This window comes from Pseudoxanthomonas sp. OG2, assembly GCF_014192765.1.
Classification (GTDB): Bacteria; Pseudomonadota; Gammaproteobacteria; order Xanthomonadales; family Xanthomonadaceae; genus Pseudoxanthomonas_A; species Pseudoxanthomonas_A beigongshangi.
Genome location: NZ_JACHYM010000002.1, coordinates 1,234,562 through 1,261,256, shown reverse-complemented (window position 1 = coordinate 1,261,256; position 26,695 = coordinate 1,234,562). Strand labels below are relative to the sequence as shown.

At 67.5% G+C, this 26,695-nt stretch carries 21 protein-coding genes; 18 read left to right on the top strand and 3 right to left on the bottom strand.

Annotated features, from left to right (window positions below):
- Nucleotides 1-6: 6 nt before the first annotated feature.
- Nucleotides 7-1,050, bottom strand: coding sequence for an AraC family transcriptional regulator (locus FHW78_RS18850; protein ID WP_183644351.1), 1,044 nt, complete (start codon nt 1,048-1,050; stop codon nt 7-9).
- 168 nt (nt 1,051-1,218) lie between these two features.
- Between FHW78_RS18850 and FHW78_RS18845 the strand changes: the two genes are divergently transcribed.
- The 7 genes from FHW78_RS18845 to FHW78_RS18815 all read left to right on the top strand — a co-directional run bounded on the left by FHW78_RS18845 (nt 1,219) and on the right by FHW78_RS18815 (nt 11,152).
- Nucleotides 1,219-2,430, top strand: coding sequence for a parallel beta-helix domain-containing protein (locus FHW78_RS18845; RefSeq protein ID WP_255443346.1), 1,212 nt, complete (start codon nt 1,219-1,221; stop codon nt 2,428-2,430).
- Nucleotides 2,431-2,435: 5 nt separating this feature from the next.
- Nucleotides 2,436-3,623, top strand: coding sequence for an SO2930 family diheme c-type cytochrome (locus FHW78_RS18840; protein ID WP_255443345.1), 1,188 nt, complete (start codon nt 2,436-2,438; stop codon nt 3,621-3,623).
- Nucleotides 3,624-3,664: 41 nt separating this feature from the next.
- Nucleotides 3,665-6,106: a TonB-dependent receptor gene (locus tag FHW78_RS18835; RefSeq protein WP_183644345.1), complete on the top strand. Its 2,442-nt coding sequence runs from the start codon at nt 3,665-3,667 to the stop codon at nt 6,104-6,106.
- A gap of 79 nt (nt 6,107-6,185) precedes the next feature.
- A complete protein-coding gene (gene recG / locus FHW78_RS18830) occupies nt 6,186-8,288 on the top strand; it encodes an ATP-dependent DNA helicase RecG (RefSeq protein WP_183644342.1) in 2,103 nt (700 codons plus the stop codon).
- A gap of 67 nt (nt 8,289-8,355) precedes the next feature.
- The gene (locus FHW78_RS18825; RefSeq protein WP_183644340.1) at nt 8,356-9,294 is read left to right on the top strand and encodes a nucleoside hydrolase; all 939 of its coding nucleotides are present in this window, start codon (nt 8,356-8,358) and stop codon (nt 9,292-9,294) included.
- Nucleotides 9,295-9,380: 86 nt separating this feature from the next.
- The gene (locus FHW78_RS18820; protein WP_141453991.1) at nt 9,381-9,623 is read left to right on the top strand and encodes a type B 50S ribosomal protein L31; all 243 of its coding nucleotides are present in this window, start codon (nt 9,381-9,383) and stop codon (nt 9,621-9,623) included.
- A 239-nt stretch (nt 9,624-9,862) separates the two neighbouring features.
- Nucleotides 9,863-11,152: a citrate synthase gene (locus FHW78_RS18815; RefSeq protein WP_141453990.1), complete on the top strand. Its 1,290-nt coding sequence runs from the start codon at nt 9,863-9,865 to the stop codon at nt 11,150-11,152.
- A 149-nt stretch (nt 11,153-11,301) separates the two neighbouring features.
- Here the strand turns inward: FHW78_RS18815 and FHW78_RS18810 are convergent, their stop codons facing one another.
- Both FHW78_RS18810 and FHW78_RS18805 read right to left on the bottom strand, forming a co-directional pair.
- Nucleotides 11,302-11,955: a hypothetical protein gene (locus tag FHW78_RS18810; protein WP_183644337.1), complete on the bottom strand. Its 654-nt coding sequence runs from the start codon at nt 11,953-11,955 to the stop codon at nt 11,302-11,304.
- A gap of 101 nt (nt 11,956-12,056) precedes the next feature.
- A complete protein-coding gene (locus FHW78_RS18805; protein ID WP_183644334.1) occupies nt 12,057-14,492 on the bottom strand; it encodes a penicillin-binding protein 1A in 2,436 nt (811 codons plus the stop codon).
- 217 nt (nt 14,493-14,709) lie between these two features.
- Here FHW78_RS18805 and FHW78_RS18800 point away from each other — a divergent pair, with 217 nt between their 5' ends.
- The 11 genes from FHW78_RS18800 (at nt 14,710) to FHW78_RS18755 (ending at nt 26,689) form a co-directional block, all read left to right on the top strand.
- Nucleotides 14,710-15,768 (top strand): pilus assembly protein PilM, encoded by a 1,059-nt coding sequence (locus tag FHW78_RS18800; protein WP_343205581.1) that lies wholly within the window; start codon nt 14,710-14,712, stop codon nt 15,766-15,768.
- Nucleotides 15,768-16,571, top strand: a complete 804-nt coding sequence (locus FHW78_RS18795; protein ID WP_183644328.1) for a PilN domain-containing protein — start codon at nt 15,768-15,770, stop codon at nt 16,569-16,571. Before FHW78_RS18800 ends, FHW78_RS18795 begins: the two co-directional genes overlap by 1 nt.
- Entirely contained in the window at nt 16,568-17,233 is a 666-nt protein-coding gene (gene pilO / locus FHW78_RS18790) for a type 4a pilus biogenesis protein PilO (protein ID WP_141453983.1), read from the top strand. The genes FHW78_RS18795 and pilO overlap by 4 nt, the downstream gene beginning before the upstream one ends.
- Nucleotides 17,234-17,238: 5 nt before the next feature.
- Nucleotides 17,239-17,766 (top strand): pilus assembly protein PilP, encoded by a 528-nt coding sequence (locus FHW78_RS18785; protein ID WP_183644325.1) that lies wholly within the window; start codon nt 17,239-17,241, stop codon nt 17,764-17,766.
- Nucleotides 17,767-17,780: 14 nt separating this feature from the next.
- On the top strand, nt 17,781-19,721 hold the full coding sequence (locus FHW78_RS18780) for a type IV pilus secretin PilQ family protein (RefSeq protein ID WP_183644322.1): 1,941 nt from the start codon (nt 17,781-17,783) through the stop codon (nt 19,719-19,721).
- Nucleotides 19,722-19,891: 170 nt separating this feature from the next.
- Nucleotides 19,892-20,902, top strand: a complete 1,011-nt coding sequence (locus FHW78_RS18775) for a MoxR family ATPase (RefSeq protein WP_183644319.1) — start codon at nt 19,892-19,894, stop codon at nt 20,900-20,902.
- Between the two features lie 10 nt (nt 20,903-20,912).
- Nucleotides 20,913-21,815 carry a DUF58 domain-containing protein gene (locus FHW78_RS18770; RefSeq protein WP_183644316.1) on the top strand — a complete coding sequence of 301 codons (903 nt, stop codon included), beginning with the start codon at nt 20,913-20,915 and terminating at the stop codon, nt 21,813-21,815.
- A complete protein-coding gene (locus FHW78_RS20090; RefSeq protein ID WP_255443344.1) occupies nt 21,815-22,267 on the top strand; it encodes a DUF4381 domain-containing protein in 453 nt (150 codons plus the stop codon). The genes FHW78_RS18770 and FHW78_RS20090 overlap by 1 nt, the downstream gene beginning before the upstream one ends.
- Nucleotides 22,264-23,286, top strand: coding sequence for a VWA domain-containing protein (locus tag FHW78_RS18765; protein WP_255443343.1), 1,023 nt, complete (start codon nt 22,264-22,266; stop codon nt 23,284-23,286). Before FHW78_RS20090 ends, FHW78_RS18765 begins: the two co-directional genes overlap by 4 nt.
- Complete coding sequence (locus FHW78_RS18760) at nt 23,283-25,034, top strand: VWA domain-containing protein (RefSeq protein WP_183644309.1); 1,752 nt, start codon at nt 23,283-23,285, stop codon at nt 25,032-25,034. Before FHW78_RS18765 ends, FHW78_RS18760 begins: the two co-directional genes overlap by 4 nt.
- Nucleotides 25,031-26,689, top strand: a complete 1,659-nt coding sequence (locus tag FHW78_RS18755) for a BatD family protein (RefSeq protein ID WP_183644307.1) — start codon at nt 25,031-25,033, stop codon at nt 26,687-26,689. The genes FHW78_RS18760 and FHW78_RS18755 overlap by 4 nt, the downstream gene beginning before the upstream one ends.
- Nucleotides 26,690-26,695 lie beyond the last annotated feature (6 nt).

The window sequence follows — 26,695 nt, the reverse complement described above, 5'->3', positions numbered from 1 at the left end:
GCGCGATCACACCATCCGATCGCGCGCCTCGCTGGGCGTGTGCCCGGTCCAGCGCTTGAATGCGCGGCGGAATTCGCGCACGTCGTTGAAGCCCAGCTGGGTGCCGATGTAGGCGATGGTCAGTTCGCGATCCTGCAACAATTCCAGTGCGCGATCGGTGCGTACCCGGTCGTGGATGTCGCTGAAGCGCTGGCCTTCGTCGGCCAATTGCCGGCGCAGGGTGCGCTCGCTGAGGTGCAGCGCGGTCGCGATCTCGGTCATCTGCGGGTTTTCGCGCAAGCGTGGTCGCAGCTGTCGTTCCACCGCCGCGGTCGCCTCGCCCGAGGTCGCCACCGCTGCCAGTTGCGCGTGGCACAGCGCCAGCACCTGCTGCGAGCCGACCGGGTTGTAGCTGGTGAACGGCAGCGAGAACCAGCTGCGATCCACCAGCATCCGGTTCTGGCCCTGGCGGAACCGCACCTCGCATTCGAACATCCGGCTGTATTTGCTGGCATAGGCCGGAGCGGGGTAGGTCAGATCCAGCCGCACCGGATGAAATTCCGGGCCGGCCAGTTCCCGCGCCAGCATCAGCACGCTGGAAAACATCTCCTCGCACAGGAACGGCAGGATCTCCGGCAGATCCAGCGGCGTGGTCGCCACCACCGACACCACTTCGGGATCTTCCTGCAGCAACTGCAGGTCCATCAGCGGCCCCAGGTTGCGCTGGTAGGTCAGGCCGATGTTGACCGCCTCGCCGAAATTCGGCGCCATCCGCATCGCCAGGCCCAGCAGGCCGAAGTTGGCGCCGTTCTGGTTGCCGCCCAGGGTCAGGCCCACGTCCTCGATGGGCAGGGTCGGCAGCGCGCGGCGGATGACCTCGGTCGCCTGCCGGTAGGAGACCCGTGCCAGCGGATCCTGGATCTCCCGCGGGGTCAGGCGGAGCCCGCTGAACCAGGACTCGCAGTTCACGCCCAACTCGCCCGCCAGCAGCACCAGGCTGCACAGCATGTTGGTCGGCAGGTTGGCGATGGACAGGCGATTGCCCCCGTCCAGGCCCAGTTTACGGCGCATCGAAGCCCCTCCAGCTTGTCCGCTTTGCCCCCCCAAGTATGCCGCTCCTGCCCTACTTCAGGGAAACCAGTGGGACAAGACTCTCAATTACTGAATTCGCACGCGTATGGTGGCCGCCGGCCGCCGCGCGAGGACCGGGGAGGGAACGCGATGCAGCGGACGATGTTGATGGCGGGTCTGGCACTGGCGCTGGCCGCCTGCCAGCCGAAGGGCGACGAACAGGCACCGAAGGCGGATGCGGCCAGCACGGACTTCGCCCGGCAACTCCACGAGCGGCTGCTCGACGCCAAGCCCGGCGAGGTCATCGAGATTCCCGCCGGCACCTATCATTTCGATCGCAGCCTGACCCTGCGCGCGGACGGCGTGACGATCCGCGGCGCCGGCATGGACAAGACCGTGCTCAGCTTCAAGGGCCAGAAGGCCGGCGCCGAGGGCCTGCTGGTCAACGGCGACGACTTCGCCATCGAGAACCTGACCATCCAGGACTCCAAGGGCGATGGCCTGAAGATCAGCGAATCGGAGAACATCACCATTCGCGGGGTGAAGGTCGAATGGACCGGCGGTCCCAGCACCAAGAACGGTGCCTACGGGCTGTATCCGGTGCTGACGAAGAACGTGCTGATCGAGGATTCGGTATCCATCGGTGCCTCGGATGCCGGCATCTACGTGGGCCAGTCCGACGGCGTCATCGTGCGTCGCAGCCGCGCCGAGAAGAACGTGGCGGGCATCGAGATCGAGAACACCATCAACGCCGACGTCCACGACAACGTCGCCACCGGCAACACCGGCGGCATCCTGGTGTTCAACATGCCCGGGCTGAAGCAGCAGGGTGGCAACATCCGCGTGTTCAACAACAAGGTCATCGCCAACAACCACGAGAACTTCGGCGCCAAGGGTACGCCGGTGGCGAGCGTGCCGGCCGGTTCCGGCATCGTGGTCAATTCCAACGACGACATCGAGATCTTCGGCAACGAGATCCGCGACAACGCGACCACCAACATCATCATCTCCAGTGTCTACTCCACCGGCTACAAGGATTCGAGCAAGTCGGAAACCTTCGATCCGTATCCGGAGCGCATCTATGTGCATGGCAACACCCTGTCCGGCGGCGGTGATTCGCCCGACGGTTTCGATCTGAAGGCGCTGAAGGTGGCGATGTACGGGTTGCGCGGCAACTTCCCGGACGTGCTGTGGGATGGCTATTTCAACAAGGACCGCAAGGTCGATGGCCAGGCGCGTGGACCGGAGATCTGCCTGCGCGACGTCAGCGGCGTGATCAACGCCGACGGCCCCGGCGGCTACAAGAGCCCGAGCAAGGACACCCGGTCCCATCAGTGCGAACTGCCGCGCCTGCCGGCGGTGGACCTGAAGCGGGGTTGATCACGATGCGGAAGTACCGGGCCGCGTGGATGGCCATCGGCGCGCTGTTGGCCGCCGGGTTGATCACGAGCTGCAAGCGTCAGCAGGAAGTGACTTTCTTCGCCGAGGGCCAGCCGGCCAGCCTGGACGACTGGCACGTGCTGCGCATCGAGAACGGCCGGCTGCGCCTGAATGGCGGCGTCGTGCCCTACGATCTCAACACCCCGTTGTTCAGCGACTACGCGCACAAGCTGCGCACCATCTGGATGCCGAAGGGCAAGGCGGCGGCCTATCGGGCCGACGCCGCCTTCGACTTCCCGGTCGGCACCATCATCAGCAAGACCTTCTACTACCCGCTGCCGGAAGGACAGGCATGGGATGGCCGCTCGGTGGCGCGCACCCCGCCCTCGGCCAGCATGCTGAAGCAGGAGTCGCTGGACCTGTCGAAGGTGCGCCTGATCGAAACCCGCCTGCTGGTGCGGCGCGAATCGGGCTGGGTGGCGATGCCGTACGTCTGGAACGAAGCCCAGACCGAAGCCACGCTCAAGCGCACCGGTGATCTGATCTCGCTGGAACTGGTCGACGCTTCCGGCGAGCGCGAGGAAGCGTCCTACCAGGTACCCGACCAGAACCAGTGCGGCGGCTGCCACATGACCGACAACCGGTCGCGGCAACTGTCGCCGATCGGGCCGAAGGCGCGTCATTTGAACCGGGATTTCGACTATGGCGATGGTCGCGAGAACCAGCTCGCGCACCTGGCCCGGATCGGCTACCTGACCGGCGCGCCCGCACCTGCGCAGGCACCGCGCGATGCCGACTGGATGGACACGAACGCCGGCCTCGACGCGCGCGCGCGCGCCTACCTGGACGTCAACTGCGGGCATTGCCACAGCCCGACCGGACCGGCGATCACTTCCGGCCTGTGGCTGGACGCGGGCACCCGGGAGCGCCTGAAGCTGGGTTTCTGCAAGCAGCCGATCGCCGCCGGCAAGGGCACTGGCGACCGGCGGCACGACATCGAGCCGGGCAAGCCGGACGAATCGATTCTCAGCTTCCGCATGGACAGCGCCGATCCGGCGGTGATGATGCCGGAACTGGGGCGCTCGGTGGTGCATCGCGAAGGCGTGGAACTGATCGATGCCTGGATTCGCGCGCAGCATGGCAGTTGCGATGGGGAGGCGCCGGGGGGAGAAGCGGTACCGGCGTCCATTTGAGGGAAACATCCGTAGGAACACAACGCTTCTGGGAGGGAGTGATGAAGTTGAATCAACGGTGTCTGGTGGTGGGGCTGCGGCGCGCCCTGTTCGGAAGCTGCGTGTTGCTGGGCGTGTCGGGTACCGCATGGGGGCAGGCCGCCGCCGCGCCCGACGATGCGACCACGCTGGACACCATCAAGGTGACCGCGCAGAGCCGCGAACAGGAACTGAAGGACGTGCCGATCGCGATCAACGTGCTCAACGGCGAGATGATCGACCAGGTCGCGGCCGCCGACATCGGCGACCTGGACATGTTCGTGCCCGGCCTGGAGGTCAGCGACGGCAGTCCGACCCAGCCGCGCTACGCCATCCGCGGCATTTCCACCGGCGACTTCGGCATCGGCACCGATCCGGCCGTGGGCGTCTATATCGACGGCGTTTATTCGGCCCGCACGGGCGGAGCGATGCTGGCGTTCAACGACATCGAGCGCATCGAAGTGCTGAAGGGGCCGCAGGGCACCCTGTTCGGCCGCAACAGCGCCGCCGGCGCGGTGTCCATCATCACCAACAAGCCGAGCAACGTGGCGGAAGGCAATGCCCGCATCCGGGTGGGCGAGGATGGTCGCCGCTATCTGTCCGGATTGTTCAATGTCCCCTTCGGGGAGCGTCACGCGCTGCGCTTCAGCGCACTGTCCAACCACAGCGACGGCTGGATGACCGATGCCGCGACCGGTGACCGGCTCAACCCCGAGGACACGATGGCGCTGCGCGCGGCCTGGCGTTCGGATCTGGGCGAGTCGACCACCCTCAACCTGTCCTGGGACTACGAGAACATCGACCAGCTGGCGCGTCCGGCGGTCGGCCTGGTGGCGCTGGACCCGTATCCGGCCCCGGCTCCGTATCCCGCCAATCCGCTGACCTATCGGAACCCGCTGAAGGCTCCGGTTTTCAACGACGTGGTCCACAACGAGGAATCACGCACCTTCAACGGCCTGACCCTGCAGATCGACCACGCCTTCCCTTGGGGCAGCCTGCAGTCGACCACCGCCGTGCGTGATTTCGACACCGTGAACCGCGAAGACGAGGACGGCACCAACCGCATCAACCTCTATTTCGACACCGCCAACATCGAGAGCAACCGCAGCTACTACCAGGAGTTCAAGTTCTCCGGCGTGTCCGGCAAGTTCGACTGGGTGGCCGGCGCCAGCTGGTTCAAGGAGGAGGCCGACCAGACCAGCGAGACCAACCTGTTCACCGACAGCGTGGGTACCGCGATGGGCAACCTTCCGGATTTCGGCGGGCTTAACGTCATCGCGTTGCTGGACCAGGTACTGGAAGGGGCGGGCCTGCCCCTGCGGTTCCAGGGACACCCCTGGCGCGAGAGCATGGTCAACGAGGGCAAGGCCGAGGCATACGCGGCGTTCGGCGACGTCATCTGGCACGTCAACGATCGGCTCAACCTGACCTTCGGCCTGCGCCTGACCCACGATCGCAAGGAGTTCTCCTGGTTCAACGGCCCGCGCGAGGCGGCGACGCTGGATGCCACCGTGGCGATGCTGGAGCAACAGGGCTTCTTCGAGCTGTTGCAGCAGATGTTTCCCGACTTCCCGATCACGCCTGATCTGTTCCAGCGCGATTTCGTGTTCGCCTTCGGTGAACTGGATGGTGTGCGGAACAGCCGGAAGAAGTCGTGGACCGATGTCAGCCCGCGCTTCGTCGTCGACTACGCGATCAACGACAACACCATGGTGTTCGGCTCGCTGGCCAAGGGCTACAAGGCCGGCGGTTTCAACAGCGTGCAGCCGCAGTCGCAGTTCGACAACGAGGACGTCTGGAACGCGGAGTTCGGCGTCAAGACCGTGTTCCCGGAACAGAAGCTGTCGCTCAATGCGTCCAGCTACTACTACGTCTACAAGGATCGCCAGGCGATAAGCCTGGACCTCAATACCGCCGGCTCCGGCGTGCCCCGCTATGTGGTGGATACCAGCGACATGCAGGCCTGGGGCGTGGACGTGGACCTGCAGTGGCGGCCGGTCACCGGCCTGGACCTGACCTTCAACACCTCGTTCATCGACGCCACCTACAAGGATGGCCTGTCCACCAACGGCCGCGACATTTCCGGCGATCCGACCGGCGAGCCTTACCTGTCGGCGTCGTTCGGCGCCGGCTATACCTGGAACCTGGACGACGGCGGCGACGTGCGTTTTTCGCTGCTGCACGCCTACCGCGGCAAGAGCCGCTGCAACGCCGAGTCCGAAACCCAGGGCACCTGCCAGGCCAGCCCGGCTTTCCGCACCGGCGAGGCGCAGAACCGCACCGACATGCGCGTGCAGTGGTCCTCGGCCGATGGCATGTGGGGCGTCGGCGTGTACGGCAACAACGTGTTCGACAAGCGCTACGTGACCGGGGTGAACAACATTTCCGCCTCGGTGCTGGGCACGCCGTTCGCCTCGATCTCGGCCTCGCGCCAGGTCGGCGTGGAGTTCAGCGCCCGGTTCTGATGCCGGCGGGCGGTTCCGGCCGCGCGCCGGAACCGCCGCGGACTGGCAATCGCACCGCGATACCCGGCATGCTTGCACCATGCCGCATGCCATTCCCGGGGCCGACGAGGTGGCCCGTCTTCCGATCGCGTCGCTGAAAGGCGTGGGCGCGCGCATCGCCGAAAAGCTGGCGGCGCGCGGCCTGCTGACCTTGCAGGATCTTTGGCTGCACCTGCCTCTGCGCTACGAGGATCGCACCGCGCTGACGCCGATCCGCGCGCTGCGCCCAGGCGTGCCCGCGCAGTTGGAGGGGCGGGTGGAGGCGGTCGAGCGCGGTTTCCGCTACCGGCCGGTGTTGCGGGTGGCGATCGGCGACGATTCGCATGCCACGGTGGTGCTGCGGTTCTTCCATTTCCGTGCGGCGCAGGTGGCGCAGTTCGCGCCGGGCACCCGGGTGCGCTGCTACGGCACGCCCAAGCCGGGCCAGCATGGCCTGGAGATCGTCCATCCCAGCTATCGCGTGCTCGACGCCGATGCCGAGATCGCCCTCGGCGAGGCGCTGGATCCCATCTATCCGGCCGTGGAAGGCGTGGGGCCGGCCAGCCTGCGCAAACTGGTCGGCCAGGCACTGGATCGCCTGCCGGACGATGTCGCGCTGGAACTGCTGCCCACAGCCCTGCTGCGTGAATCCGGGCTACCGTCGCTGCGCGAGGCGCTGCTGGTCATGCACCGCCCGCCGCGCGACGCCGATCTGCAGGCCCTGTCGCTGGGGCGGCATCCGGCCCAGCGGCGGCTGGCGCTGGAGGAACTGCTGGCCCATCACGTCAGCCTGCGCCGCCAGCGCATCGCCCTGCAGCGCCATCACGCACCGGCGCTGAACGGGCGCGGCACCCTGGCCGCGCAACTGGCGAAATCGCTGCCGTTCCGCCTGACCGGCGCGCAGCAACGGGTGTTCAAGCAGATCCGCGAGGACCTGAAGCTGCCCTCGCCGATGCTGCGGCTGGTGCAGGGCGACGTCGGCAGCGGCAAGACCGTGGTCGCCGCGATGGCGGCGATGCTGGCGGTGGAAGCCGGCCGGCAGGCGGCGCTGGCCGCACCCACCGAACTGCTGGCCGAGCAGCATTTGGCCAACCTGCGGCAATGGCTGGAACCGTTGGGTATCCGGGTCGCGTGGCTGGCCGGCAAGGTCACCGGCAAGGCGCGCGCGCAGGTGCTGGACGAGGTCGCCACCGGAAAGGCCCAAGTGGTGGTGGGAACGCATGCACTGATGCAGGAAGCGGTGACCTTCAAGGACCTTGCCCTGGCCATCGTCGACGAGCAGCACCGCTTCGGCGTGCACCAGCGGCTGGCGCTGCGCGACAAGGGGGCCAGCGGGAAGTCGGTGCCGCATCAACTGGTCATGACCGCGACGCCCATCCCGCGCACGCTGGCGATGGCCGCCTACGCCGATCTCGATGTTTCGGCGATCGACGAACTGCCCCCCGGCCGCACGCCCGTGCATACCGTCGCCTTCAGCGCCGAGCGCCGTCCCGAACTGGTCGAGCGCATCCGCGCCGCCTGCGCCGAGGGGCGCCAGGCGTACTGGGTGTGCACACTGATCGACGACAGCGACGAGGTGATCGCGCAGGCCGCGCAGACCACCTACGAACAGCTCTCCGCCGCCCTGCCGGAACTGCGCATCGCGCTCGTCCACGGACGCATGAAGGCGGCGGAGAAGCAGGCGGCGATGCGTGCGTTCAAGCAGGGCGAGAGCGATCTGCTGGTCGCGACCACCGTGATTGAGGTCGGCGTGGACGTACCCAACGCCTCGCTGATGATCATCGAGAACGCCGAGCGCCTCGGCCTGGCGCAGCTGCACCAGTTGCGCGGGCGGGTCGGGCGCGGCGCGGCCGCCTCGACCTGCGTGCTGATGTACCAGGCGCCGCTCTCGCAGATGGCCAAGCAACGCCTGGCGACCATGCGCGAGACCAACGACGGTTTCGTCATCGCCGAGAAGGATCTGGAACTGCGCGGCCCCGGCGAACTGCTGGGCACGCGGCAGACCGGCCTGGCGACGTTCCGGGTCGCGGATCTGGCGCGCGACGCGGCACTGCTGCCGCAGGTGCGCGAGATGGCCGATCGCCTGCTGGCCGAATCGCCGGCGCTGGCCGACCGCATCGTTCAGCGCTGGGTGGGCGGGGCGGTCCGCTACGCGGGTGCCTGAGCACTCGACTTTCGTTCGTCATCCATCGGTGCCAGACTCGCAGGCCAACCGACATGAATGAAAAAAGATGAGCGACAGGATTCCCTTGCTGATTGATACCGATCCCGGCGTCGATGACGCGCTGGCGCTGTTGATGGCGTTCAACGACGATCGCCACGACGTGATCGGCCTGACCATCGCCGCCGGCAACGTCGGCCTGAAACACACCGTGCGCAATGCGCTGAAGCTGTGCGAGATCAGTGGCCGCGCCGACATCCCGGTATTCGCGGGCGCACCCGAACCGCTGCTGCATCCGGCGCCGGACGCCGGCTACGTGCATGGCCAGGACGGTTTCGGCGACATCGGCTACGACGCACCGTCCAAGCAGGCCGAAGCCGAACATGCCGCGCTGGCCATCCTGCGCCTGTCGCACGAACACGCCGGCAAGCTGCTGCTGGTCGCGCTGGGACCGCTGACCAACATCGCGCTGGCGCTGAAGCTGGATCCGACCCTGCCGCAGCGTGTCGCGCGCTTCGTGGTGATGGGCGGCGCGGTAACCTGCCACGGCAACATCACCCCGGCGGCGGAGTTCAATTTCTACTTCGATCCGGAAGCGGCCCACCTGGTGTTCGAGGCGTTCGACCGCATCGAACTCGCGGACTGGGAGGCCACCATCGCCCATGGCCTCCACCACGACCGGGTCGTTGGCTGGCTGCGGGCCGATTCGGACCGGGCCAGGTTCTATGCCGGCATCTCGGAAAAGACCCGGCTGTGGTCGATCGACCGCCGGGGCGACTACTGGTACGCGGCCGACGCCCTGGCCATGGCCTTCGCGCTGGCCCCGGAAGGGACGCTGGAACGGGCCGAACGGCCGCTGGCCATCGAGCTGCAGGGCACCCACAGCCGGGGCGCCAGCGTGGTGGACTGGCGCCGGGAAGGTGGCAAGCCGGACAAGGCCGACATCCTGCTCAAATACGACCAGGAGCGCTTCGAGGCCCTGATCCAGGCCGCCCTGGCCGCCCGCTGAGGCCGGGCAAGGGGCTGGGTTGCACCGGGACGGGAGGGCAGGCTACAATGCCGCTCTTCCCTATCCCGCAACACGGTGTGCCCGCCATGAAGGCCGACATCCATCCCGATTACCGCGAAGTCGTCTTCCACGACGTGACCTCCGATTTCAAGTTCCTGACCCGCTCGACCCTGGGCAGCAAGGAAACCACGAAGTGGGAAGACGGCAACGACTATCCGCTGATCAAGGTTGAAATTTCCTCCGCTTCGCATCCGTTCTACACGGGCAAGCACAAGGTCATCGACACCAGCGGCCGCATCGACAAGTTCCAGAAGCGCTACGCGCGCTGAGCGAACGGTCGGTTCGTCCTGCAACGGCCGCGCCAAGTGCGCGGCCGTTTGCATTTCCGTCTTTCGCGTAACGCGCGTTGCGCGGCGCCTTATGCTTTGGTCTGAGTTTGGTCTGGAACCGAGCGACGACTCCAAACCGCGTGTGCGATAATCGACGTTATCCGAGGAACCCCCTCCGGACTCCCGTCACACACCGCCCGTGCAAGCGGCCGGTGCTTCCCCACGAAGGAGCGCACACTGTGTCCGAACTCGACCAGGTCACGCTGACCGCCGGCGACAAATCCGTCAACCTGCCGGTCCTGAAACCCACGCTGGGCAACAACTGCGTGGACATCTCCAAGTTGACCAAGGAAACCGGTCTCTTCACCTACGACTCCGGTTTCACCGCCACCGCCAGCTGCAAGTCGGCCATCACCTACATCGACGGCGACAACGGCGTGCTGCTGTACCGCGGTTACCCGATCGAACAGCTGGCCAAGAATTCCAGCTTCCTGGAAGTGGCCTATCTGCTGATGAACGGCGAACTGCCGAGCAAGGCGGAATTCGAGAAGTTCGATCACGAAGTCACGCATCACACGATGATGCACGAGTCGCTGAAGAACTTCCTGCACGGTTTCCATTACGACGCGCATCCGATGGCGATGCTGGCCGGCACGGTGGCCTCGCTGTCCGCGTTCTACCACGACACCCTGGACCTGGAAGATCCGGAACAGCGCCGCCTGGCCGCCATCCGCCTGATCGCCAAGGTGCCGACGATCGCCGCCGCCGCCTATCGTTATTCGATCGGCTGGCCGATCCGCTATCCGCGCAACAACCTGGACTACGTCAACCGCTTCCTGCACATGATGTTCGAAGTGCCGAGCGAGCCACTGGAACTGAGCCCGGTGGTGGCCAAGGCGCTGGATCTGCTGTTCATCCTGCACGCCGATCATGAGCAGAACGCCTCGACCTCGACCGTTCGCCTGGTCGGCTCCACCGGCGCCAACCCGTACGCTTCGGTCGCCGCAGGCATCACCGCGCTGTGGGGCCCCGCGCACGGCGGCGCCAACGAGGCGGTGCTGAAGATGCTGGAAGAGATCGGCACGCCGGACAAGGTGGACAGCGCCGTCGCCAAGGCCAAGGACAAGGAATCCGGCTTCCGCCTGATGGGCTTCGGCCATCGCGTCTACAAGAACTTCGATCCGCGCGCCAAGATCATCCGCGAGATGACCCACAAGGTGCTGGGCGAACTCGGCGTCAACGATCCGCTGCTGGAAGTGGCGCTGAAGCTGGAAGAGGCCGCGCTGAAGGACGATTACTTCATCCAGCGCAAGCTCTACCCGAACGTCGATTTCTACAGCGGCATCATCTACAAGGCGCTGAAGATCCCGACCGAGATGTTCACCGTCATGTTCGCCATCGGCCGCACCGCCGGCTGGGTCGCGCATTGGCTGGAACAGCAGGTCGACCCGGAAGCCAAGATCGGCCGTCCGCGCCAGATCTACACCGGCTACGATGTGCGCGACTACAAGGGCATCGACCAGCGCTGAGCAATCCGCCGCATCGATGACGCACCGAAACGCAGCGCCCCGCTTTCGCGGGGCGTTTGCTTTTTCAGCAAGGTGAATCGATCGCGTCCTGCCGGGGCGCATTGCGGCGGAAGCGGGAAGCAGGTGCTCGATGCCGCCCCCTGCCGCGCTCAGCCCTGCATGCCGGACTCGTAACCGGCGATTTCCTCTTCGGCCAGCATCTGCCGCAACTGCGTCGCGGAAGCGCGACGCATCGGCTTTTCGTCGATGCCCGACAGCGGCGCCTGGCGCAGGGCGTCCAGCGGCAGCACGGTCACGTCGAAACTCAGCTCCTCCGCGCTGAACAGCCATACCGGCGCGTCGAGGCTGCGCTCGCGATCCAGGCGCAGCCGGCGCGTGCGGGATTCGGTGGGCATGCGGTTCTCTTCGAGGAAGTGGGCCACCGCCTCCGGATCATCGCTGTGCACATGCAGTTGCACGGCGGCGTTGTTGTCGGACGTGCCATCCAGGACCGGCCCTACCAGCCGGGGCGAGAAGCCATTGAAGAATTCCAGCGCCCTCAGCGCGGCCTCGCGGCGGCGGCGTACGCCGAGCGTATGCGCCTCGCCGACGAACAGGCGCTGGTACTCGCGCAGCGCGTCTTCGATCTCCCGGTTGCGGGGCAGCGAGGCGTCGTCGTGGATGCCGAGCCGGTTCGCGGCCTTGAGCTTGGCCTGGTGGAAGTCGCGGATGCCGCCTTCGGCCATCAGCCGGGCGGCCTCGTGGGCAAGCCGCCGGCGGCGTTCGCGGGTGCGGGTTTCGGCGTGCTGACGGGCGTGGTGCATGGCGAGCCTCCGCGTCGAAACTAGCGGCGACTGTACACCAAGGATTGTGAATGTAAATCGGTGGATCACCGGGTGATCCACCGATTCGGCCGCAAGCGGCGTCAGAAGATGTCGAAGGCTTCCTCGTCCGGCACCGCGTCTTCCGGACCGAAGTCGTCGAACTGCTCGATGCGTTCCAGGTCCTCGGCCTTCACCCATTCCGTCGCGCCGTTGGTGGTGACCTGGACCATGCCGGCCGGCGGGTCGTTCGCGGCGATCGGCTTGTCCTTCAGCGCGACCCGCATGTAGTCGATCCAGATCGGCAGCGCGGCCTTGCCGCCATATTCGCGGTAACCCAGCGAGCGGAAGTCGTCGCGACCCACCCAGACCGTGGTGACGTAGGTGCCGCCGAAGCCGGAGAACCAGGCGTCGCGGTGGTCGTTGGTGGAGCCGGTCTTGCCGCCGACATCTTCGCGTCCCAGGGTCTTGGCCGCGGTTCCGGTGCCGCGCTGGACCACGTCGCGCATCATCGAGACCAGCTGGTAGGCCGTGCGCTCGTCGATGGCGCGCGGCGCGGCCACCGTGTCGGCCGTCTGGATCGGCGGTTTGGCGGGCGCGGGCGTGGCCGGCTTGACCGGCGCGGGCTTGGGTGCGGACGCCTGCTGGGGCCCGAAATTGAAACCGTCGACCACGTCGTTGGCGGGCGCGGCCGCGTTGCCCAGCGAGGTGCCGCCGCAGCCGCGGCAGGCGACCGCCGGCTTTTCCTTGAACAGCACGTTGCCTTCGCGGTCCTTGACCTCGTCGATGAACCAGGGCGTGACCCGCGAACCCCCGTTGGCGAACACCGCGTAGCCGCGCGCCACCGACATCGGAGTCAGCGAGGCGGTGCCCAGCGACATCGACAGGTTGGGCGGCAGTTCGGCTTCCTCGAAGCCGAACTGGCTGATGTACTTGCGCGCGAAGTCCACGCCGATGGCGTCGAGCAGGCGCACCGACACCAGGTTGCGCGATTGCACCAGCGCCTCGCGCAGGCGCATCGGGCCGCGGAATCCGCCGCCATCGTTCTGCGGGCGCCACATGTGGCCGCGGCGATCGCGGAACACGACCGGCGCGTCGAGCACGATCGAAGCCGGGTTGAAGCCCTTCTCGAAGGCCGCCGCGTACAGGAACGGCTTGAAGCTGGAACCCGGCTGGCGGCGTGCCTGGGTAGCGCGGTTGAACTTGTTGCCGGCGAAGCTGTAGCCGCCGATCAGCGCGCGCAGCGCGCCGGTGTCGGCGTCCAGCGATACCAGCGCGGCCTGCGCACGGGGCACCTGGTCGACGATATAGCTGCCTTCGGTCTTGCCGGCCTTCAGCCGGACCAGGTCGCCGCGCTTGAACAGCTTGCCGGGCGCCTTGCCGGTCCACTGGCTGGCCGACGGCGGCAACACCACTTCGCTGGCGTCGGACAGGACCACGGTGGCGCTGCCGTCGGCGGCGGTGGCGGCGACGATGGCCGGGCGCATGCCGCCCTGCGGCGGTATCCCGGACAGTTGCCCGGCCAGCGCCTTGGCATCGGCGTCGGCGGCGACATCGAAATGGCGCTCCACGCCGTTCCAGCCGTGGCGACGGTCGTACAACTGCAGGCCCTCGCGCACCGCCTGGTCGGCGGCGGCCTGCAGGGTCGCGTCGATGGTGGTGGTGACGTGATAGCCCTTGGTCAGGACGTCGCCGCCGAAGCGGGCGATCATTTCCTGGCGGACCATCTCGGCGACGTAGGGCGCGTAGACCTCCACCGGGCGTTCGTGCGGCGTCGCGTGCATCGGTTCGGCCTTGGCTTCCGCCGCCTGCGCCGGGGTGATGTAGCGGTCCTCGAGCATCCGGTTGATGACGTAAACGCTGCGCTGGTGATTGCGCACCGGGTTGCTGATCGGGTTGCCGCTGGAGGGAAACTTCAGCGCGCTGACCAGCGTCGCGGTCTCTGCCAGGGTCAACTGGTCAAGCGATTTTCCGTAGTAGTACTCGGCGGCCGCGGCCACGCCGTAGGAGCGGTTTCCGAAGAAGCTCTTGTTGAGATAGAGCTCGAGGATCTCGTCCTTGCTCAGCATCTTTTCGATGCGCATCGCCAGCATCATTTCGACGAGCTTGCGCGTGTAGCTGTATTCGGAGCTGAGGAACCACTGCCGGGCGACCTGCTGGGTGATGGTGCTGCCACCGGCGACGCGTCCTTCCTTGCGGCTGAGGATCTGCCAGACCGCGCGGCTGACGCCGGTCAGGTCCACGCCGTTGTGCTTGTAGAAATCCGAGTCCTCGGCCGCGATGAAGGCGCGCTTGACCGGCTCGGGGACATCCTTGATCGACACCGGATAGCGGCGGGTCTCGCCAAACAGGCCGATCAGCCGGCCATCGCTGGCATAGACGTAGAGGGGTTCCTGCAGCTCGACGCTGCGGAGGGACTGGATGTCCGGAACCTTGGCCGAAACCACGTAATAGAGGATGCCGATGGCGGCCAGGCCGGCGAGGGTCAGGGCCAGGCCGGCGAACAGGGCCCAGCGGAAGAGGCGGCGGAAACGGGGCATCCAGAGGGATCCGATTGCAGAATTCTCAAGGGCAGAGTATAGATGACGGCTGGGGTTGCCACCGGCGATCCTAGGGGGAACAGTAACTTGGGTGACAACCTTCGTGAACCGTGACAAGCCGCACAGCCACGAAAACTCAGGTTGCCAAGCGTAAAGAGTTGGTTATTAATGTGGCCGGTAGAAGTACCGTCCAGTGCCCGTCGGAAGGGGAAAGACCGTGGGGCTAATCCCAAGAAGCCAGGCGCCGCTGGTCGGCGTCGATATCAGTTCGACCGCGGTCAAGCTCCTGCAGCTTTCCCGCGTGGGTAACCGTTACCGCGTGGAACACTACGCGGTCGAACCGTTGCCGCCCAATGCCGTGGTGGAGAAGAACATCGTCGAGGTCGAGGCCGTCGGCGAGGCCATCCGGCGCGCGGTGACGCGGGCGGGAACCAAGGTCAAGCACGCCGCCGCCGCGGTGGCCGGCTCGGCCGTCATCACCAAGATCATCCCGATGCCCGCCGACCTGGACGAGAGTGATCTCGAGGCCCAGGTCGAGCTGGAGGCGGTCAACTACATCCCGTACCCGATCGAGGAAGTGAACCTCGACTTCGAGGTGCTCGGCCCGATGCCCAACAATCCCGAGATGGTGCAGGTGCTGCTGGCGGCCTCGCGCTCGGAGAACGTCGAGCTTCGCCAGTCGGCGCTGGAACTCGGGGGGCTGACCGCCAGGGTGATGGACGTGGAGGCCTTCGCGGTCGAGAACGCCTTCGCGCTGATCGCCGACGAACTGCCGATTCCGCAGGACGGCGTGGTGGCGCTGGTCGACATCGGTGCGACCATGACCACCCTGAACGTCCTGCGTCGCGGCCGCAGCCTGTACAGCCGCGAACAGGTGTTCGGCGGCAAGCAGCTGACCGACGAGGTGATGCGCCGCTACGGACTCACCTACGAGGAAGCCGGCCTGGCCAAGCGCCAGGGTGGGCTCCCCGAAAGCTACGAAGTCGAAGTGCTGGAACCGTTCAAGGAAGCCACGGTGCAGCAGATCAGCCGTCTGTTGCAGTTCTTCTACGCCGGCAGCGAATTCAACCGGGTCGACCAGATCGTGCTGGCCGGCGGTTGCGCCGCGCTGTCCGGCCTGCCGGAAATGGTGGAAGAGCAACTCGGCGTGCCGACGGTGGTGGCCAATCCGCTCTCGCAGATGACCCTCGGGCCGCGTGTCCAGGCCCATGCGCTGGCCCAGGATGCTCCGGCGCTGATGATTGCCACCGGGTTGGCGCTGAGGAGCTTCGACTGATGGCAAGAATCAACCTACTCCCGTGGCGGGCCGAACGGCGCGCGCAGCGGCAGCGAGATTTCTACGCCATGCTGGGCCTCGCCGCGCTGGGCGGCGTGCTGCTGTCATTCCTGCTCTGGTTCCATTACGACCGCCAGATCAGCGGCCAGATGGTGCGCAATGATTTCCTGACCGGCGAGATCCAGAAGGTCGAATCCCAGATCAAGGAAATCGAGGCGCTGGACAAGCAGAAGGACCGCCTGCTGGCGCGCAAGAAGGTGATCGAGCAGCTGCAGGCCAACCGGTCGCAGATGGTCCACCTGTTCGACTCGCTGGTGCGCACCATCCCCGATGGCGTCGCGTTGTCGAACATCAAGCAGGAAGGCGAGGTCCTGACCCTGGAAGGACGCGCGCAGTCCAACGCCCGGGTCAGCGAATACATGCGCAACCTGGAAGGCTCCGGCTGGATGACCAAGCCCGACCTGGCGATCATCGAAGCCAAGGCGGAGGATGCCAAGGCGTTGACCGGCGGGATCAGCAGTTCGCTGCCCTACGTATTCAACCTGCAGGTGCGGCTGGCCAACCCGAATGCCCCGGAAGGCAAGGACGGCCAGACTCCGGAAAGCGCAGCGCTGTCCGAAGCCAGTGCGGTCGAGGCACCCTCCGCCACCGCCACGCCGGCCACCCCGGCGGCTCCCGGCGACGGGCAGGCACCGGCCGCCGCTCCCGCGCCCGCCTCGCAACCGGCGGCGCCAGCCACCACTCCGGCCGCTCCCTCGACTCCGGCCCAGACGCCCGCCAACAGCCCGGGGAATGCGTCATGAGCCAGAAAAAGACATCGCTCAAGAATCTCGACATCAACAACATCGGCGCCTGGCCGCAGAACGCCAAGATCGGTTTCTGCGTGATCGTCGGCCTGTTCATCGTGGTGATGGCCTATCTGCTGGTGATCAAGGGCAAGCGCCAGGATCTCGTGCAACTGGAACGCCAGGAGAGCACGCTGCGTAGCGACTTCGAGGACAAGCAGGGGCGTGCCGCCAACCTGGGCCCGCTGAAGCAGCAACTGGCGCAGATGGAGCAGGTGCTGCAGCAGATGCTGCGCCAGCTGCCCAGCAAGACCGAGATGCCGGACCTGATCATCGACATCTCGCAGACGGCGCTGTCCAGCGGCCTGTCCAACGAGCTGTTCCAGCCCGGACCGGAGACGCCTAAGGAGTTCTACGCCGAGAAGCCGATCGCCCTGCGCATGGTCGGCAGCTACCACCAGTTCGGTGCCTTCGTCAGCGGCGTGGCTTCGCTGCCGCGCGTGGTCATCCTGACCATGCACGACATCTCGCTCAAGCCCAAGGAGGGCAAGGGCGCCATCACCAGCCGCGGCGCGCTTGAACTTTCGGGTACGGTGAAAACCTATCGTTACCTCGACGAGAAGGAAATCGAGGACCAGGAGAAGGCCGCCGCCGACGCGGCAAAGGCTGGGAAGAAGTGAAGAACATGCACTCCGCTTTCCGCCCCTTGTTCCTGGCTTGCCTGATGGTGTTGCTGGCGGGCTGCGCGCGTGGCGTCACCAGTACGCCGGGCGACGCGCCCAACCTGGAGAAGTGGGTGGCGGACGTACGCGCCCGTCCCGCGCCTCCGCTGGATCCGCTGCCGGTCATGCAGCAGTTCGAAACCTTCGAATATGCCGCGCAGAGCCTGCGTGATCCATTCAGCAATGCCTGGAGCAACGTGGACAACGGGGGCCTGCGGCCCGACCCGAATCGCCGCAAGGAAACCCTCGAGCAGTATCCGCTGGACAGCCTGGACATGGTGGGGACCATCGGCAAAGGACCGGGCCTGATTGCCCTGGTAATGGCGCCGGACAAGGTGACCTACCGGATCCGGCCGGGCAATTACATGGGCCAGAGCGATGGTCGCGTCACCGCGGTACGCGAGGACGGCATCGAAATGGTCGAACTGGTGCCGGATGGCGCTGGCGGCTGGCTGGAACGGCCCGCTTCGGTTGCGCTTGAAGATCAATGATTGGGGGAAACACGATGACCGCTTCAAACGCTAATGGCCTGCGGCCGATCCGGCGCCTGGCTTCGCTCAGGATCCAGGGCCTGGGTTTCGCCATCGGCCTGCTGGTCGCCACGGGCGCTGCCGGCGCGGCCAATCCGGTACCCCAGGCGACCGCGCCAGCCACGGCACCGGCCGCCACGCCGGCAGCCGGGCAGGTCGCCATCACCAATATCGACTTCCGCCGCGGCGACGACGGCGCGGGCAGGCTGGTGGTCAAGTTCGACCGGGCCGGCGCGGCCCCCGACCTGCGCAACCTGGGCTCCTCGGTGGTGGTGGACGTCGGCAATGCCGAGATTCCCGCCACCTTGCAGCGCGGCCTGAACGTGGTCGACTTCGCCACCCCGGTGCAGCGGGTTGACGCCCGCCCGAGTGGCAAGGGTACCCAGCTGGTGCTCAGCACCCAGGGCGCCTTCGAATCACTGGCCTACCAGACCGGCAACGAATACGTGGTGGAAATCGCCCCGCGGGCGGACAAGCCGGCTATGGGAGCGCCCGGCGGTACGGCGGCGGGTACGGTCGCTAGCGCGGCGGCCAAGGTGGCGGCCACGCAGAACGCCCGCGCCTACGGGGGACGCCCGGTGACGTTCAATTTCCAGGATGTGCCGGTCCGCACGGTCCTGCAGCTGATCGCCGAGGAATCCAACCTCAACATCGTTGCTTCCGACACCGTGCAGGGTAATGTGACCCTGCGACTGGTCAACGTGCCCTGGGACCAGGCGCTGGACATCGTCCTGCGCGCCAAGGGCCTGGACAAGCGGCGCGATGGCGGCGTGATGTGGGTGGCCCCGCAACCGGAACTGGCCAAGTTCGAGCAGGACAAGGAAGACGCGCGCATCGCGATCGAGAATCGCGAGGACCTGGTCACGGACTACATCCAGATCAATTACCACAACGCCGCGGCGATCTTCAAAGCCATCACCGAAGCCAAGGGCATCGGTAACAGCAGCGGTGGCTCCGGCGGCAGCGGCCCGGGCGGTCAACAGGAAAACAGCTTCCTGTCGCCGCGCGGGCGCATCGTTGCCGACGAGCGCACCAACACGCTGATGATCAACGACATCCCGAAGAAGATCGCGCAGATGCGCGAGCTCATCAGCGTGATCGACCGCCCGGTCGACCAGGTGCTGATCGAAGGCCGCATCGTGATCGCCACCGACAGCTTTGCCCGCGATCTGGGCGCGCGATTCGGCATCGGTGGACGCCGCAGCTACAACAACGGCGACAACACCGGCACGATCGGCAGCGGCTTGCCGGATGCGGGGACGTCGCCGGCCAATCGCGGCCTCAACGTCAACCTGCCGGCGAAGACCTATACCCTGGGGACGCCCGCGTCCATCGCCTACACGCTGCTGGGCCGCAATTTCAACCTGGACATCGAACTGCAGGCGCTGCAGGAAGAGGGCCGTGGCGAAGTGATTTCGAACCCCCGCCTGGTCACGACCAACCAGCGTGAAGCGGTCATCAAGCAGGGCCGCGAGGTCGGCTACCTGACCGTCACCGGCGGCGGCACCGGCGTGCTGACGCCCACCGTGCAGTTCAAGGAAGCCGTGCTGGAACTGAAGGTCGTGCCGACCATCACCAGCGACAATCGCGTGTTCCTGTCGCTGAACGTGAAGAAGGACGAAGTGCTGCGGTTCATCGAGATGGGCGACTTCGGTTCGGTGCCGGAAATCGCCAAGCGCGAGATCAACACCGCGGTGCTGGTCGACGATGGCCAGACGGTGGTCATCGGCGGCGTCTACGAGTTCACCGATCGCACCAGCATCGCCAAGGTGCCGTTCCTGGGCGACATCCCTTTCCTGGGCAACCTGTTCAAGAAGAAGGGACGCAACAAGGAAAAGGCGGAGCTGCTGATCTTCGTCACCCCGAAGGTCCTTCGGGTGGCACCGCAGCAGGCGCTGTCGCGCGCGGCCAACTGAAGCACGCGCAATCCGCCATCGGAATGACGACGGGGGCTTCGGCCCCCGTCCGCGTTTCCGGGATGGCGGGGACCACGTGCACGCGGGCTAAACCGGTGGATGGGGCTGGCTGAACCAATCCATCTTTCCTTGGGTCACAATGGCCCTCCGATTCCGCACAGCCGCTCCCGATGGAAAATTCCGCTTCCGCGCCGCTTCCGCCGCCCGAGCAGGGGCGCCTGCATGCCGCGTTCACCGCGTTGAGACAGGACCTGTCGGACACCATCGTCGGCCAGGCCGCGCTCATCGAGCGCCTGCTGATCGCGCTGCTCGCGGATGGGCATCTGCTGGTCGAGGGCGCGCCGGGCCTGGCCAAGACCACGGCGGTCCGGGCGCTGGCGGGCCGGCTGGAGGCGGACTTCGCCCGGGTCCAGTTCACCCCGGACCTCCTGCCCGCCGATCTGACCGGCACCGAGGTGTGGCGTCCCCAGGACGGCCGTTTCGAATTCCAGCCGGGACCGATCTTCCACCCGTTGCTGCTGGCCGACGAGATCAACCGCGCGCCAGCCAAGGTGCAGTCGGCGTTGCTGGAGGCCATGGGCGAGCGCCAGGTCACGGTCGGCCGGCACACCTATCCGTTGCCGGCGCTGTTCCTGGTGATGGCGACCCAGAACCCGATCGAACAGGAAGGCACCTTCCCGTTGCCGGAAGCCCAGCTCGATCGTTTCCTGATGCACGTGCGCATCGGTTATCCCGAGGCTTCCGCGGAAGCGGAAATCCTGCGTCTGGCGCGCGAGCGCGCGCAGCAGACCCTGAAACCGGTGCCGGCCACACTGACCCGGATGCCGCAGGAAGACGTGTTCGCCGCGCGCAAGGCGGTGCTGGACCTGCATGTGGCGCCGCAACTCGAGCGCTACCTGATCGAACTCGTGCTCGCATCGCGCGATGCCGCGCGTTACGACCCGAAATTGGCGCGGCGCATAGCATGGGGCGCGAGCCCGCGGGGTTCCATCGCGCTGGAACGCTGCGCGCGCGCCCGTGCCTGGCTGGCCGGACGCGACTACGTGACGCCGGAGGACGTGCGCGCGATCGCCCCGGACGTGCTGCGCCATCGCGTGTTGCCCAGCTACGAAGCCACTGCCGAAGGCTGGGATGGCGATCGCCTGGTCGCGGCGCTGCTCGACATCGTGCCGTTGCCCTGAGGGAACCGGCATGGCGATCAACGGCGACGGCATCGCCCCGACCCTGGCCGAACTGGTCGCGTTGCGCGCCACCGCGCAGCGACGCAAGCCGGCGCGCCACGGTCGGCATTCGATCACCGGGCCGGCAGCGTCGACCCTGCGCGGAAGGGGGATGGAATACGCCGAATCGCGCGAGTACGTGCCCGGCGACGACGTGCGCCACATCGACTGGCGATTGACCGCGCGCAGCGGGCGGACCCATACCAAGCTGTTCCAGGCCGAACGCGAAAGACTGACGCTGATCGTGGCCGATACCTCGCCGCTGCTGTATTTCGGCACCCGGGTACGCTTCAAATCCACCCAGGCCGCGCGCGCCGGCGCGGTGGCGGCCTGGAGCGCGATACGCGACGGTGATCGCGTCGCGGCGCTGCGCGGTACCGCCGCCGAGCCGCCGGTGCCGCCGGCGTCCGGAACGCGGGGAGCGCTGCGCGTGCTGGATGCGCTGGTGCGCTGGTACGAGCGTCCGCCCACGGACGATCAGGGACTGGCGGTGGCGCTGGATCATGCCGCGCGCCTGCTGCGGCCCGGCTCACGGATGATCGTGCTGGCCGATCCGCACAGTGTCGCGGCCATTCCGCAGAGTGACTGGCCGCGTTGGGCCGCGCATCACGAGATCAGCGTGGTGATGCTGTTCGATGCGCTGGAAGCCTCGCCGCCGGCGTCCGCGCTTCCGTTCCAGGCCGGTGGAAGCCGGGTGGAACTCGATCTGGCCGACGCCGCCCAGCGACAGCGCTGGCAGCGGTTCTTCTCGGAACCCATGCAGGCCGCGGTGCGCGGGTTGCCGCTGCGTGGCGTGCGTGCCTATGCCCTGCGTGGCGATGCGCCGAGTGAATCCTGGCTGCCCGCGGGCGCACCGACACCGCAGGTGGCCTGATGAAGCCGGCCGATCTGGTCCTGCGCGATGTCCATCTGCCGCCCACGCCGGCCTGGTGGCCGCTGGCGCCCGGCTGGTGGTTGCTGGCGGGATTGCTGGCGGTGGTCGTCCTGTTTTTCGTGGCGCGCCATTGGCGTCGAAGCCGGCGCCAGCGCCAGTGGCTGCGCTGGTTCGACGAGAGCGGCCTGGGCGACGCACCGGCCGCGCAGGTGGCGGCGATGTCCGATCTGCTGCGTCGTGCGGCGCGCGAGGCCGATTCCGGCACGACCCGCCTGTCGGGCGAAGCCTGGTTGCGGTTCCTCGATGGCGACACCGCGGGAGCGTTCTCGCAGGGGGAGGGCCGCCTGCTGCTGGATGGCGGCTATCGACGGGAAGTCGACGCCGATGCGGTCGCGCGCCTGCGTGGGCTGGCGCGTGCGCGTTTCCTGCAATTGATGGCGGGCAAGCGATGATCGGCGACTGGCCGCTGCTGCAGGCCTTGCGCGACGCGTACGCCGGATTCGCGTGGCCGTGGATGTGGCTGGCGTTTCCGCTTCCGTGGCTGATGCGCTGGTTGCTGCCGCCGGTCCGGAGCACCTCGGCGGCGCTGCGTGTTCCCTATGGTGGAAACCTGCAGGCCATCGCGGCGACGCATGGATTCCTGGGCAAGCGCCGGGTGGCGGCGCTGGCCTGGCTGACCTGGTTCCTGCTGTGCGCGGCGGCGGCCCGGCCGCAGACTTTCGACGAGGCCGTCACGCCGCCGCAAAGCGGACGTGACCTGATGCTGGCCGTGGACCTGTCCGGCAGCATGAGCGAGGCCGACATGGAGCTCGGCGGCAGTGTCGTGGATCGGCTGACGGCCGCCAAGGCGGTGCTCGCGGACTTCCTCGACCGCCGCGCCGGCGATCGGGTGGGCCTGCTCGTGTTCGGGCAGCGCGCCTACGCGCTCACTCCGCTGACGATGGATCGGCAGAGCGTGCGCGAGCAATTGCGCGACAGCGTGGTGGGACTGGCCGGCAGGGAAACCGCGGTGGGCGATGCGATCGGCCTGGCGGTCAAGCGATTGGCGGCGCAGGAGAAAGGGCAGCGCGTACTGATCCTGCTGACCGATGGCGTGAACACCGCCGGCATGCTCGAGCCGTTGAAGGCGGCCGAACTCGCGGCGCAGGCACGCGTGCGTGTGCACACCATCGCCTTTGGCGGCAGCGGCATGACTTCGTTCTTCGGCATGGCGGTGCCGTTGCCGGGAGCTGGCGGAGAGGAGATCGACGAGGACACCCTGCGGCGCATCGCCAAGCAGACCGGCGGGCGCTTCTTCCGCGCACGCGATATCGAGCAGCTGGCGAGCATCTATGCGGAGCTGGACCGCCTGGAACCGGTGGAACTGCCCGGTGAACAGGTGCGTCCGCGCGTCGAACGCTATCCGCTGCCGCTGGCGGCGGCGCTGTGCGTGGGATTGCTCGCCTTCGCATTGCCACGGAGGCACGCATGACGACATGGATGGAATCGCTGCATTTCCTGCGTCCGCAATTGCTGTGGTTGTTGCTGCTGGCGCCGCTGATCGGCGCGGGTTGGCGGCTGCGCCAACGGCGGGCGAATGTCTGGCGGCAGGCGGTGGACGCGCACCTGCTGCCGCACCTGCTCGCCGGCGCGGGACGCGCCGGCTGGATCGCGCCGATCCTGCTGGCGCTGGGTTTCGCGATGGCGATAGTGGCGTTGGCCGGACCGAGCTGGCGCCAGGGCGAACAGCCATTGTGGGAACAACGCGCTCCGCTGGTGATCGCCCTGGATCTGTCCAGCGCCAGTGAAGCCGCCGATCTGCCGCCGTCGCGCCTGTTGCAGGCGCGCGGCAAGCTGGCCACGTTGCTGCGCCAGCGCCAAGGCGGGCAGGTGGCGCTGGTGGCGTACGCGGGCGATGCGTTCACGGTGGCGCCGTTGACCGAAGATGCGGACAACGTCGCGTTGTTCCTCGACGCGCTGTCTCCCGACGTCATGCCGGCCGATGGGCAGCGGATGGATCGTGCGATTGAGGGGGCGGCGCGGCTGCTGAAGCAAGCGGGTTTCGACCGCGGCGAGATCCTGCTGATGGCGGATCATGCGGACGCGGCCGCGCTCGAAGCGACGGCCCGGGCGTCCCGGCAGGGCTATCGCGTGTCCGTGCTGGGCCTGGGCAGCGAAGCCGGAGCGGCCTACCGCGCGCGCGATGGCGCGCTGGCCCGGACACGGCTGGATGCGGCCTCGTTGCGCCAGCTCGCGCAGCGCGGAGGCGGACGTTTCGAGGTACTGGCGCGCGAGAGTACGGATCTGGAAGCGCTCGGCGTGCTGGCGCCGGACAGCATCGACGCCGCCAGTCCATCCGGTACGCGCGGCAAGGCGTGGCTGGACGAGGGTTACTGGTTGTTGCCTCCGTTGATGCTGCTGATGCTGCTCGCCTTCCGTCGTGGCGCCGCATTGATGCTGCTCGCCGGTTGCTCGTTGCTGTGGGCACAGCCTTCTCAGGCCGCCGATGGCAACTGGTGGCGCCGTGCGGATCAGCAGCAGCACGCGCGGATGGAACAGGGCGTGCAGGCCTACCGCAAGGGCGACTTCGCCGCGGCGGAACAGGCGTTCGCCGGTCAGGACAATGCCGAAGCGCAGTACAACCTCGGCAACGCGCTGGCCAAGCAGGGCCGCTACGACGAGGCCATCGGTGCCTACGACAGGGCGTTGCAGCGGCAGCCGGGCATGCAGGATGCGATTGCCAACCGCCGCGCGGTCGAACAGGCGCGGCAACGCCAGCAAGGGCAGGGACAGCAGGGCAGGAATTCCTCCGATCGCGGCGCCGGCAACGCCGGCGCTTCGCCGAACGCTTCGCGCGCGGCGAACAATGCCGCCGCCTCGCAGCAGCAGGGACAGCCACCACCGGCGACACCCGGCAAACCGCCGCAGCCGCAAGCGGATTCGGCGCAATCCCCGGCGCGGACGGCCTCGCAGCCGCCGGATTCACCCGCGAATCCGCAGGCCCAGCAGGCCGCCGACGCGGCCCAGCGCGAGCGCATGCGCCAGGCGCTCGCGCGGCAGCCGGAAAAGCGTGACGGCAAGGCTTCGACGGGCCAGGCCGCCGCCGACGAGACGCCCGCCGAACGCGAGCGCCGCCAGGCACTGCAGGCCTGGTTGAAGCGGGTGCCGGATGATCCGGGCGGATTGCTGAAGGCCAAATTCCAGCTGGAACACGAACGTCGGATGAGGGAAGGGCAATGAAAGCGTGGTGGCGACATCCGATCGGCGTGTTGATGTGGCTCGTGCTGGCATTGGCCGCATGGCCGGCGCAGGCGCAGGTCGAGGCGCGCCTGGATCGCAACCCGATCGATCTCGGTGACACGGTGGCGCTGACCGTCCAGTCGACGGGCGCGGCGTCGGCGCCGGATCTCACGCCGCTGATGCAGGACTTCGAATTGCTGGACCAGAGCAGCGGCCGCTCGTTCGAAATGATCAACGGCGCCAGCGCTTCGCGGGTGACCTACCAGATCACGCTGCGGCCGCGCCGCGAAGGCAATCTGGTCATTCCCGCCTTGCAGGTCGGAAAACAGCGCACCGCGCCCATCGCGCTGACCGTCCGGCCCGCGCCGCCGGTCGCCACGCGCGCGGGCAATGCCGATGTGTTCCTGGAAACCGAAGTGGACGACGCCACGCCCTATGTCCAGCAGAGCGTGGGCGTGGTGCTGCGCCTGTTCTATGGCGTACCGCTGGTGTCCGGCGAACTGGATCTGGACGCGCCGGATGGCGCGGTGCTGCAGAAGATCGGCGACGACGTGCAAGGCAGCCGGGAGATCAACGGTCGTCGCTATAACCTGATCGAAAGGCGCTTCCTGCTGGTGCCCGAGCGCAGTGGAACCGTGACCCTGCCGGCGCCCCGGTTCAACGGGCGCGGCGCGGGCGGCTGGTTCGACGATCTGGTCGGCAACGGGCGGCGTGAGTTGCGGGTTGCCGGTGCGCCGCGCGCACTGGTGGTACGCGCGCAGCCACCAGGGGCGCCGCAACCCTGGCTGCCGCTGCGGGATCTGCGCGTGCGCTATGTCGGCGCGCCCACGGCGGCGCGGGTGGGCGAGGCGGCGACGCTGGTCGTGGAAGGCGTTGCCGAGGGCGCCACGCGGGCGCAGCTTCCGGAGATGCCGGTGCCATCGGTGCCGGGCGCGCAGGTATTCGCCGAACCGATTCAATACGACGAGACCTTCACTGGCGGCACGCCGCAGGTGAAGTGGACCCAGCGCTATGCGGTGGTGCCGGATCGCCCGGGACGCCTGATGGTGTCGGGGCTGGGAATTCCCTGGTGGGACGTGGCGGCCAGCGCGGCGAAAACGGCCCGGTTGCCGGATCTGCCGTTGCAGGTGGCCGCCGGCGCGCCCGCCCCTGCGGCCACCGTGCCCGGTGCCGCGCCCGCCACGCTGATCGGCCCGGCGGGGAACGGCCGCGCGCTCGCGGGCGATGGCGTCTGGCCATGGCTGGCGGTGGCGTTCGCGGTGCTCTGGCTGATCACCCTGGTATGGGCGCTCCAGCGCCGGCGTGCTCCCGCGACGGCGCCGGCGCATGACGGCGCCGCTCGCACGGCGCCGGCGCCTCGCCATGCGTTGCCGGATCTCAAGCGCGCGCTGGATACCGGCAGCCTGGACGAGGTGGGCGAAGTGCTGCGCGGCATGGCCAGCCCGCCCGCGGCGGATCTGGACGAACTCGTGCGGCGCCTGCAACCGCCCGCGCAACGCGATGCGGTGGAACAATTGCGGCGGGCCCGATGGGCCGATGGCGACGGCAGTGCCGCCCGCGGCGCGCTGAGAACGGCATTCGCCGACGGTCCCCGCTGGCATGAGGAGGTGACGCCGCCGCGGGCGCCGTTGCCGCCGTTGTATCCACCGGCCTGAGCGGAC

Excerpts from the sequence above, each read along its gene's own strand:
- FHW78_RS18850 (WP_183644351.1), bottom strand. The coding sequence starts at position 1,050 with ATGCGCCGTAAACTGGGCCTGGACGGGGGCAATCGCCTGTCCATCGCC.
- FHW78_RS18845 (WP_255443346.1), top strand. The coding sequence starts at position 1,219 with ATGGCGGGTCTGGCACTGGCGCTGGCCGCCTGCCAGCCGAAGGGCGAC.
- FHW78_RS18840 (WP_255443345.1), top strand. The coding sequence starts at position 2,436 with ATGCGGAAGTACCGGGCCGCGTGGATGGCCATCGGCGCGCTGTTGGCC.
- FHW78_RS18835 (WP_183644345.1), top strand. The coding sequence starts at position 3,665 with ATGAAGTTGAATCAACGGTGTCTGGTGGTGGGGCTGCGGCGCGCCCTG.
- recG (WP_183644342.1), top strand. The coding sequence starts at position 6,186 with ATGCCGCATGCCATTCCCGGGGCCGACGAGGTGGCCCGTCTTCCGATC.
- FHW78_RS18825 (WP_183644340.1), top strand. The coding sequence starts at position 8,356 with ATGAGCGACAGGATTCCCTTGCTGATTGATACCGATCCCGGCGTCGAT.
- FHW78_RS18820 (WP_141453991.1), top strand. The coding sequence starts at position 9,381 with ATGAAGGCCGACATCCATCCCGATTACCGCGAAGTCGTCTTCCACGAC.
- FHW78_RS18810 (WP_183644337.1), bottom strand. The coding sequence starts at position 11,955 with ATGCACCACGCCCGTCAGCACGCCGAAACCCGCACCCGCGAACGCCGC.
- FHW78_RS18805 (WP_183644334.1), bottom strand. The coding sequence starts at position 14,492 with ATGCCCCGTTTCCGCCGCCTCTTCCGCTGGGCCCTGTTCGCCGGCCTG.
- FHW78_RS18795 (WP_183644328.1), top strand. The coding sequence starts at position 15,768 with ATGGCAAGAATCAACCTACTCCCGTGGCGGGCCGAACGGCGCGCGCAG.
- pilO (WP_141453983.1), top strand. The coding sequence starts at position 16,568 with ATGAGCCAGAAAAAGACATCGCTCAAGAATCTCGACATCAACAACATC.
- FHW78_RS18785 (WP_183644325.1), top strand. The coding sequence starts at position 17,239 with ATGCACTCCGCTTTCCGCCCCTTGTTCCTGGCTTGCCTGATGGTGTTG.
- FHW78_RS18780 (WP_183644322.1), top strand. The coding sequence starts at position 17,781 with ATGACCGCTTCAAACGCTAATGGCCTGCGGCCGATCCGGCGCCTGGCT.
- FHW78_RS18775 (WP_183644319.1), top strand. The coding sequence starts at position 19,892 with ATGGAAAATTCCGCTTCCGCGCCGCTTCCGCCGCCCGAGCAGGGGCGC.
- FHW78_RS18770 (WP_183644316.1), top strand. The coding sequence starts at position 20,913 with ATGGCGATCAACGGCGACGGCATCGCCCCGACCCTGGCCGAACTGGTC.
- FHW78_RS20090 (WP_255443344.1), top strand. The coding sequence starts at position 21,815 with ATGAAGCCGGCCGATCTGGTCCTGCGCGATGTCCATCTGCCGCCCACG.
- FHW78_RS18765 (WP_255443343.1), top strand. The coding sequence starts at position 22,264 with ATGATCGGCGACTGGCCGCTGCTGCAGGCCTTGCGCGACGCGTACGCC.
- FHW78_RS18760 (WP_183644309.1), top strand. The coding sequence starts at position 23,283 with ATGACGACATGGATGGAATCGCTGCATTTCCTGCGTCCGCAATTGCTG.
- FHW78_RS18755 (WP_183644307.1), top strand. The coding sequence starts at position 25,031 with ATGAAAGCGTGGTGGCGACATCCGATCGGCGTGTTGATGTGGCTCGTG.